This is a genomic window from Pseudomonas sp. K5002, assembly GCF_013386655.1.
In the GTDB taxonomy this organism is placed as follows: Bacteria; Pseudomonadota; Gammaproteobacteria; order Pseudomonadales; family Pseudomonadaceae; genus Aquipseudomonas.
The window spans coordinates 1-9,779 of sequence record NZ_JACARK010000185.1; the positions used below are offsets into that span (position 1 = coordinate 1).

A 9,779-nucleotide genomic window follows, 5' to 3' on the forward strand; every position below is an offset into this window, starting at 1 on the left:
CAACCGCATGGGCTATGCCCTGGCCGACGGTGCCCGCGCCGTGGTGCTGCACCCCGACGCGCTGCCGTTCAACGAGCCGATCAACGGCCTGGAGATCATCTACAAGCGCTGCATCTACACCCCGGCCAAAGGCTTCCTGGAAGAGGCCGGCTGTCCCGAGTGCCTCAAGGAAGTAGGCGAAGCCCTGTTCGAAAGCCTGGAAGACTGGATGCCCGGCCACACCGATAACTTCACCTGCCCGCTGTGTGGGCATGAGGACGACATCAACGGTTTCCTGTTCCTGCAGGAATGCGGCTTTTCCAACCTGGGATTCATCTTCAATAACTGGGCGGAGGCGGGGTTCAAGCAGAGTTTTATCGACGAATTTGCCGACTGGCTGGACCAGAAGATGAGTTGGGTCAAAGTCGAACTTTAATCCGATGTGAGCGTTCCCACGCAGAGCGTGGGAACGCTCAGTGCTGCAAAAATCATCCATCTATCAGTATTACCAAGTTTGTCAGAGTTTTACATTGAACCCGAGGGGGTGTCTGACTATAATGGCGCGCTTCCATTTTCCCGCTCGGGAGCCCCCGCGATGCTGCGTATCAGCCAAGAAGCTCTGACATTCGACGACATTCTCCTAGTGCCCGGTTATTCCGAGGTGCTTCCTAACGAAGTCAGTCTCAAGACCCGCCTAACCCGTGGCATCGAGCTGAATATTCCTCTGGTTTCCGCTGCCATGGACACCGTCACTGAAGCCCGTTTGGCAATCGCCATGGCTCAGGAAGGCGGCATCGGCATCATCCACAAGAACATGACCATCGAGCAGCAAGCTGCCGAAGTTCGCAAGGTCAAGCGTTACGAAGCCGGTGTGGTCAAGGACCCGATCACCATCGAGGCCGATGCCACCGTTCGTGACCTGTTCGACCTGACCCGCCTGCACAACATCTCCGGCGTTCCGGTGCTGCACGATGGCGACCTGGTCGGCATCGTCACTTCCCGTGACGTGCGTTTCGAGAACCGTCTTGAAGTCACCGTCCGTGAAGTGATGACGCCTAAAGAGCGCCTCGTTACTGTCAAGGAAGGCGCCGACAAGAACGATGTGCGCGAGCTGCTGCACAAGCACCGCATCGAACGCGTACTGATCGTCGACGACAAATTCGCCCTCAAGGGCATGATGACCGTCAACGACATCGAAAAAGCCAAGGCTTACCCGCTGGCCAGCAAGGACGATCAAGGTCGTCTGCGCGTAGGCGCTGCGGTCGGTACCGGCAAAGACACCGGTGACCGTGTAGCGGCCCTGGTGGCTGCCGGTGTTGACGTGGTGGTGGTCGACACTGCCCACGGTCACTCCAAAGGCGTGATCGACCGCGTTCGCTGGGTCAAACAGAATTTCCCTGACGTGCAAGTGATCGGCGGCAACATTGCCACCGGCGCTGCCGCCAAGGCCCTGGCCGAAGCCGGTGCTGATGCGGTCAAGGTCGGTATCGGCCCTGGCTCGATCTGCACCACCCGTATCGTTGCAGGTGTAGGTGTGCCGCAAATCAGCGCCATCGCCAACGTCGCCGCGGCCCTTGAAGGCACTGGCGTACCGTTGATCGCCGACGGCGGCATCCGTTTCTCCGGTGACCTGTCCAAGGCCATCGTCGCCGGTGCTTCCTGCGTGATGATGGGCTCGATGTTCGCCGGTACTGAAGAAGCGCCGGGCGAGATCGAACTGTTCCAGGGTCGTTCGTACAAGGCTTACCGTGGCATGGGTTCCCTGGGCGCCATGTCCCAGGCTCAAGGCTCTTCCGACCGCTACTTCCAGGACTCCTCCGCGGGCGCCGAGAAGCTGGTACCGGAAGGCATTGAAGGGCGTGTTCCGTACAAGGGCACCCTGAGCGCCATCATCCATCAACTGATGGGCGGCCTGCGTTCCTCGATGGGCTACACCGGCAGCGCCGACATCGAAGAAATGCGCACCAAGCCTGAGTTCGTGCGGATCACCGGTGCCGGCATGGCCGAGTCCCACGTACACGACGTACAGATCACCAAGGAAGCGCCAAACTACCGCGTAGGTTGATGCTTCCAGCAAATAGTTAAGTAACCGGGGCTGTCTTATTCAGCCCCGAGTTGTTTCTGATTCATTAGACGAGACTGATCTCATGGCCCTCGACATTCACGCCCACCGCATCCTGATCCTCGACTTCGGTTCCCAGTACACTCAGCTGATCGCCCGCCGCGTGCGTGAAATCGGCGTGTACTGCGAACTGCATCCGTTCGACATGGACGACGAAGCGATTCGCGAATTCGCTCCAAAAGGCGTCATTCTCGCCGGCGGCCCCGAGTCCGTGCACGAAGCCAACAGCCCGCGTTGCCCGCAGGCGGTGTTTGACCTGGGCGTGCCGGTCTTCGGTATCTGCTACGGCATGCAGACCATGGCCGAGCAACTGGGCGGCAAGGTTGAAGGTTCCGAGCTGCGTGAGTTCGGTTACGCCCGTGTCGACGTGGTCGGCAAGAGCCGCCTGCTGGACGGCATCGAAGACCACATCGACGCCGACGGCCTGTTTGGCCTCGACGTATGGATGAGCCACGGTGACAAGGTCACCCGGATGCCGGAAGACTTCCACATCCTGGCCAGCACCCCGAGCTGCCCGATTGCCGGCATGTTCAACGACGAGCGCGGCTACTACGGCGTGCAGTTCCACCCGGAAGTGACCCACACCAAGCAAGGCGGTCGCATCCTGTCGCGCTTTATCCTCGACATCTGCCAGTGCGAAGCCCTGTGGACCCCGTCGAAGATCGCTGAAGACGCCATCGCCAACGTACGTGCCCAGGTCGGCACCGACAACGTCCTGCTGGGCCTGTCCGGCGGCGTTGACTCCTCCGTGGTTGCGGCGCTGCTGCACAAGGCCATCGGCGACCAACTGACCTGCGTCTTCGTCGACAACGGCCTGCTGCGCCTGCACGAAGGCGAGCAAGTGATGGCCATGTTCGCCGAGAACATGGGCGTCAAGGTGATCCGCGCCAACGCTGAAGATCAGTTCCTGAACAACCTGGCCGGCGAGTCCGACCCGGAGAAGAAGCGCAAGATCATCGGCCGCACCTTCATCGACGTATTCGATGCCCAGTCCAACAAACTGGACAACATCAAGTACCTCGCCCAGGGCACCATCTACCCGGACGTGATCGAGTCGGCAGGCGCCAAGAGCGGCAAGGCCCACGTGATCAAGTCCCACCACAACGTGGGCGGCCTGCCTGAGGAAATGAACCTCAAGCTGGTCGAACCACTGCGCGAACTGTTCAAGGACGAAGTCCGCCGTCTGGGCCTGGAACTCGGCCTGCCGTACGACATGGTCTACCGCCACCCCTTCCCGGGCCCGGGCCTGGGCGTGCGGATCCTCGGTGAAGTGAAGAAGGAATACGCCGACCTGCTGCGTCGCGCCGACCACATCTTCATCGAAGAACTGCGCAAGGCCGACTGGTATCACAAGGTCAGCCAGGCGTTCGTAGTGTTCCAGCCAGTCAAGTCGGTTGGTGTCGTAGGCGATGGTCGTCGTTACGCCTGGGTTGTTGCCCTGCGTGCGGTCGAAACCATCGACTTCATGACCGCCCGTTGGGCACACCTGCCGTACGAACTGCTGGAGACGGTCAGCGGTCGTATCATCAATGAGATCGAAGGTATTTCGCGCGTGACTTATGACGTGTCGAGCAAGCCGCCGGCGACCATTGAGTGGGAATGATCCTGCCGTAGCAGGTGAGCGCTGAATAACAAAACCCCGGCCTGGTGCCGGGGTTTTGTGTTTCTGGCGTTTGTCTACCGCCGCGCAATATCCGAAAAGTAAAACTTATCCAGCGTATGCCGCGACTCGGTGTACTCGAACTGCCGTCCATCCTGCAAAAACGTCTGGTTGCTCACCACGATCACATGGCTCTGACCTTCGAGGTCCAGGTGTGTCTGATCGTCCTTTCCCCGTGGCAGCGCTTCGATGGTGCGCTGGGCATAGCTGATCTGCAGCTGCAAGGTCTGTTCGATAAACGCATAGATCGACTGCTCGGCAATCTCCCGATCCAGCCCCGGTATCAGGTCGGCGACGAAGTGGTTGATGTCGAGGATCACCCGTTTGCCGTCGATCCGCCGCACCCGTTTGACCCGGGTAATCAGGCTGCCAGCTTCGGCCTCAATGTGTTGCATCAACGGGCCTTCCAGCGGGAATTGGCTGAACTCCACCACTTCGGTACTGACGTCGTCGCCGAGGGCGGCATGGGTCTCGCGAAAGCTGACGATACCGCCGAGCTGGAACTCGATGGGGTTGGGTGACAACACGAAGGTGCCCTTGCCGTGGATCTTTTGCGCGAAGCCGCGCTCCTGCAATTGCTCGATCGCCCGGCGTACCGTGCCACGGCTGGCCTGGTAGGCGTCCATCAGTTCGGTTTCGGAGGGCAGGCGCGTGCCGCGTTGCAGGCGTTCGGTGGTGATGCTGGCAAGCAGATCGGTATAGATCTGGTTGTATTTACTCATGGGGAAGGGCTCTGTGCCGCGTTGGCGTTCAAGGCAGGAACCTTAGTGGCAGCGATGGGGTTTGTCCATGCAACCCATTGTAGAACTCGGAAATTTCTGACTCAAAAAACAGAAAATTAATCATTTTCAAACTCGTACATACGAGTTATTGCTTTAACTCGTACAGACGAGTAATTTTGGCTTCGGCGTGCTGCCTATGACCGCCCAATAAAAAAAACCAGAGTGGATACCAAGCATGAGCCACGACTATCCGAATATTGCCCGCGAGATTCTCAAGAACCTCGGCGGCAGCGACAACCTTGAGCAAGCTGCCCACTGCGTGACCCGCTTGCGCCTGGCCCTCAAGGACCCGAGCCTGGCCAACAGCGGCGAGCTGAACCAGGTCGACCTGGTCAAGGGTTCGTTCTTCACCGGCGGCCTGTTCCAGATCGTGATCGGCCCCGGCGAAGTGGAAAAAGTCTACGCCGCCCTGCGTGAGCAAACGGGCCTCGCCGCGTCGACCATCGCGGACGTGAAACAGAAAAGCGCCGACAAAATAAACCCGATGCAGCGCCTGGTTCGGGTGTTCTCCGATGTGTTCATGCCGATTTTGCCGGCACTGATCATTGCCGGCTTGCTCATGGGGGTGAACAACCTGATGGGCGCCAAGGGCATGTTCATCGCGGACAAGACCCTGCTCGACGCCTATCCGAACCTGGATGGCCTGTGGAGCCTGATCAACCTGATGGCCAACACCTCGTTCGTTTTCCTGCCGGCGCTGGTGGGCTGGTCGGCGGCCAAGCGCTTTGGTGGCAGTGAAATCCTCGGCATTGTCCTCGGCCTGATGCTGGTGCACCCCGATCTGCTCAACGCCTGGAACTACGGCAAGGCGGTCGCCGGCCTCGACGGCCAGAGCCTGCCGTACTTCGATATTTTCGGCTGGTTCAAGATCGAGAAGGTCGGCTACCAGGGCCAGATCCTGCCGATCCTGCTGGCCGCCTACGTGATGAGCGTGATTGAGAAATGGCTGCGGGCACGGGTGCCGAATGCCATTCAGTTGCTGGTGGTGCCGATCACTACCATCGTCGTCACCGGCGTACTGGCGCTGGCGATCATCGGCCCGGTGACGCGCCACCTCGGCATCCTGATCACCGAAGGCGTGGTCACCCTGTTTGACCTGGCGCCGATGGTCGGCGGCGCAATCTTCGGCCTGCTGTATGCACCGCTGGTGATCACCGGCATGCACCACATGTTCCTCGCCGTGGACCTGCAACTGATCTCCACCCAGGGCGGCACCTTTATCTGGCCGATGATCGTCATGTCCAACCTGGCCCAGGGCAGCGCGGCGCTCGGCGTGTTCTACATGAGCCGCAATGCGCGGGACAAGAGCATGGCGTCCACCTCGGCGATTTCCGCCTACTTCGGCATCACCGAGCCGGCGATGTTCGGGGTCAACCTGCGCTTCAAGTTTCCGTTCTACGCGGCGCTGACCGGCTCGGCGCTGGGCAGTATTTTCCTCTCGCTGAACAAGGTGCAGGCCTCGGCCATCGGCGTCGGTGGCTTGCCCGGGTTCATCTCGATCATCCCGCAGTACATCCCAAGTTTTGTCATCGGCATGGTCGTCGCGATTGTCGTGCCGTTTGTTTTGACCTGTGTGTTGAGCATGAAAATTGTCCGGCCCGGATACCGGGTCGCCTGATCTACCGCTATCGCAGGCAAGCCAGCTCCCACAGTTGATCGCATTTCCAGATTGAAGGAACCCGTCATGCAAAACTGGCAACATTCGGTGATCTACCAGATCTACCCCAAAAGCTTCCACAGCCACGCGGGTAACGCCACCGGTGACCTGCTGGGCATCGTGGACAAGCTCGATTACCTGAAGTGGCTGGGCGTCGATTGCCTGTGGATCACCCCGTTCCTGCGCTCGCCCCAGCGCGACAACGGCTACGACATCAGCGACTACTACGCCATCGACCCGAGCTACGGGACCATGGCCGATTGCGACCTGCTGATCAGCGAAGCCGCCAAGCGCGGGATCACGCTGATGCTCGACATCGTGGTCAACCACACTTCCATCGAACACGAGTGGTTCCAGCAGGCCCGCAGCAGCCTCGACAACCCGTACCGCGACTTCTACATCTGGCGCGACCAGCCGAACAACTGGGAATCCAAGTTCGGCGGCTCGGCCTGGGAATACGAGGCGCAGACCGGCCAGTACTTCCTGCACCTGTTCGACCACACCCAGGCCGACCTGAACTGGGACAACCCCAAGGTGCGCGCCGAAGTGTTCAAGTTGATGCGCTTCTGGCGCGACAAGGGCGTGGGCGGTTTCCGCCTGGACGTGATCAACCTGATCTCCAAGCCGGCGGATTTTCCGGAAGACAACAGCGACGGTCGGCGCTTCTACACCGACGGCCCGAACGTGCATGAATACCTGAAGGAAATGCACCGTGAAGTGTTCGAGGGGCATGACCTGATCAACGTCGGCGAGATGTCGTCCACCAGCCTTGAGCACTGCATTCGTTATTCGAATCCACAGTCGAAAGAGCTGTCGATGACCTTCAACTTTCACCACCTGAAAGTCGATTATCCGAACCTGCAGAAGTGGGTCGCGGCCGACTTCGACTTCCTGCAACTCAAGCAGATTCTGTCCGACTGGCAACTCGGCATGCAGGCCGGTGGCGGCTGGAATGCGCTGTTCTGGTGTAACCACGACCAGCCGCGGGTGGTCTCGCGTTTTGGTGACGACGGCGAGCACCGCGTGGTCTCGGCGAAGATGCTCGCCACTGCGCTGCACTTCCTCCAGGGCACGCCTTTCGTGTACCAGGGTGAAGAGTTGGGCATGACCAATCCGGGCTTCGACACCATCGACCAATACCGGGATGTCGAGACGCTGAACATCTATCGGCTCAAGCGTGAGGCCGGTGAGTCCGAGGCATCGAGCATGGCGGCGATCATGCAGAAGTCCCGCGATAACAGCCGCACACCGATGCAATGGAACGCCGAGCAAAACGCCGGCTTCAGCCGCGGCGAACCGTGGATCGGCATCCCGGCCAACGCGGCGCAGATCAACGTGCAAAGCGAGCTGGATGACCCGCAATCGGTACTGCATCACTACCGTGCGCTGATCAAGCTGCGTCGGCATGAGCCGCTGATTCAGGAAGGCGTTTATCGCCAACTGCTGCCGCAGCACACCCAGGTCTGGGCGTACCTGCGCGAAGGCCACGGCGAACGCCTGCTGGTGCTGAACAACTTCTACGGCACGCCATGCCAGATCGAACTGCCCGATGGCCTGCTGACGGCGGCGAGTGAGCAACGCCTGCTGATCAGCAACTACAACGACTGCCCACAGCGCTCGAGCCAGGTCTCGCTGCGCCCGTATGAATCGTTTGTGCTGCATCTCAAGGACTGAGACCCGCTTTACCCCCGGCGTGGGAGAGCCGGGGCGCTTAAAAAAACATAATAAAAATATCGGAGTGCTTCATGAAAACAACAATAAAGCTGGGCCTCGTTGCATCCTGCCTGACCTTGCCGATGGCAGCCCAGGCGTTGGAATTTGCCGGCTACTTGCGTAGCGGTGCGGGGACTTCAACCGGCAGTGGCAAGCAGCAGTGCTTCCAGTTGCCGGGTGCACAATCCAAATACCGCCTGGGCAACGAGTGCGAGCAGTACGCCGAACTCGAATTGCGCCAGGACCTGCTGACCCTCGACGACGGCTCGGTGTTCAGCGTCGACGCCATGGCTTCGCTGTACAACAAGTACGACCGGGCGCTGAAGTTCCAGGGCGAAGACAACGGCTCGGCACGCATGCCGCAGATGTATGCGCAGTGGTCGAACATCCCCAGCCTCAACGGCGGTTCGCTGTGGGCCGGCCGGCGCTACTACAAACGAAACGACATCCATATCTCCGACTTCTACTACTGGAACCAGAGCGCCACGGGCGGTGGTATCGAGGACGTGAAAATCGGCGACCTGAAATACAGCTACGCGCTTTCCCGCAAGGACAACCTGTACCAGAAGGAATACGCCACCCGTCACGACTTCAACGTGGCCGGCTTCAAGACCAATCCCGGCGGCGAGCTGGAACTGGGCTTGAGCTACATCGAAAAAGCCGGTGGCCGTGACACCAACAGCGGCTGGGCCATTACCGCCCAGCATGTGCAGAAACCCTTCCTCGGCGGGCGCAACAAATTTGCCCTGCAGTACGGCGAAGGCCCCGGCACCGGCCTCGGTTATACCGGCGATACGTTCCTCGATAAAAGCAGCAAGAGCTACCGCGCAGTGGAGTTCTTCGACTGGCAAGTGACGCCGCGGTTTGGCGGGCAGATCGAGGCCGTGTACCAGAAGGATATTCGCCCGGGCAACCAGGATCAGACCTGGATGTCGCTGGGCGTGCGCCCGGCCTATGCGATTTCCGAACAGTTCAAGCTGGTCACCGAACTCGGTCATGATCAGGTCGAGGCTACCGGTGGCACGCGCAAGCTGAGCAAATTTACGTTCGCCCCGACCTGGTCGCCCAAAGGCCCGGATTTCTGGGCACGACCGGAAGTGCGCCTGTATTACACCTACGCGACCTGGAACGAAGCGGCCAAGCGTGCGGCCAATGAACTGGCGGCAGGTTCGGCGTTGTCCGACACCGGCAGTTATGGCTCGGCGTTGCATGGCTCCAACTTTGGTGTGCAGGTTGAGTACTGGTGGAAATAAAGCCGTCGATGCCCAATGATTTTTACAGAACCAAACAGCAGGTGAAGTCATGACCACAACCCATTCCCTGGAATTGCTGGCGCCATTGTCCGGGGTGCTGCTCGCCCTGGACCAGGTGCCTGATCCGGTGTTCTCCAGTCGCCTGATCGGCGATGGCCTGTGCATCGATCCGACCTCGCAGACCCTCTGCGCGCCACTGGCCGGGGTGATCAGCAATATCCAGGACAGTGGTCATGCGGTGAGCATCACCGATGACAACGGCGTCCAGGTGCTGATGCACATCGGCCTGGACACCGTGAACCTGGCGGGCAAGGGTTTCACCCGATTGGTCGAGGAAGGCCAGCGGGTGGAAGCCGGGCAACCGCTGATTGAATTCGATGCCGACTACGTGGCGCTCAATGCCCGTAGTTTGCTGACCCTGATGCTGGTGGTCAGTGGCGAGCCCTTCAAGCTGCTGACGCCCGAGCAGGGCCTGGTAGACGTGGGGCAGCCACTGCTGCGAGTCACGCCGCAAGCCGTTGCCGACGAGGTGAAAGACGAGGAGGGTGACGCCCTGTTCTCCAGGCCACTGACCTTGCCCAACGCCAACGGCCTGCATGCGCGCCCGGCGGCG

8 protein-coding genes are annotated in these 9,779 nt (G+C 60.1%); 7 read left to right on the forward strand and 1 reads right to left on the reverse strand.

What is annotated here, in order from left to right; genetic code table 11:
• The 3 genes from HX846_RS10600 to guaA all read left to right on the forward strand — a co-directional run.
• A partial coding sequence (locus HX846_RS10600) for a sugar ABC transporter ATPase (RefSeq protein WP_178965358.1) occupies positions 1-415 on the forward strand: 415 nt, incomplete at its 5' end.
• A 159-nt stretch (positions 416-574) separates the two neighbouring features.
• Entirely contained in the window at positions 575-2,044 is a 1,470-nt protein-coding gene (guaB, locus tag HX846_RS10605; RefSeq protein WP_003209646.1) for an IMP dehydrogenase, read from the forward strand.
• A gap of 82 nt (positions 2,045-2,126) precedes the next feature.
• Positions 2,127-3,704: a glutamine-hydrolyzing GMP synthase gene (gene guaA / locus HX846_RS10610; RefSeq protein ID WP_003209644.1), complete on the forward strand. Its 1,578-nt coding sequence runs from the start codon at positions 2,127-2,129 to the stop codon at positions 3,702-3,704.
• Between the two features lie 74 nt (positions 3,705-3,778).
• Here the strand turns inward: guaA and treR are convergent, their stop codons facing one another.
• Entirely contained in the window at positions 3,779-4,483 is a 705-nt protein-coding gene (gene treR / locus HX846_RS10615) for a trehalose operon repressor (RefSeq protein WP_003209636.1), read from the reverse strand.
• 235 nt (positions 4,484-4,718) lie between these two features.
• Between treR and treP the strand changes: the two genes are divergently transcribed.
• The 4 genes from treP to HX846_RS10635 form a co-directional block, all read left to right on the forward strand.
• Positions 4,719-6,161 (forward strand): PTS system trehalose-specific EIIBC component, encoded by a 1,443-nt coding sequence (gene treP, locus HX846_RS10620; RefSeq protein WP_008438268.1) that lies wholly within the window; start codon positions 4,719-4,721, stop codon positions 6,159-6,161.
• A gap of 66 nt (positions 6,162-6,227) precedes the next feature.
• Positions 6,228-7,874, forward strand: a complete 1,647-nt coding sequence (gene treC / locus HX846_RS10625; RefSeq protein ID WP_134325804.1) for an alpha,alpha-phosphotrehalase — start codon at positions 6,228-6,230, stop codon at positions 7,872-7,874.
• Positions 7,875-7,945: 71 nt separating this feature from the next.
• A complete protein-coding gene (locus HX846_RS10630) occupies positions 7,946-9,166 on the forward strand; it encodes a carbohydrate porin (protein ID WP_032899755.1) in 1,221 nt (406 codons plus the stop codon).
• 49 nt (positions 9,167-9,215) lie between these two features.
• Positions 9,216-9,779: glucose PTS transporter subunit IIA (locus tag HX846_RS10635; protein ID WP_178965359.1), on the forward strand; the 564-nt coding region annotated here is incomplete at its 3' end.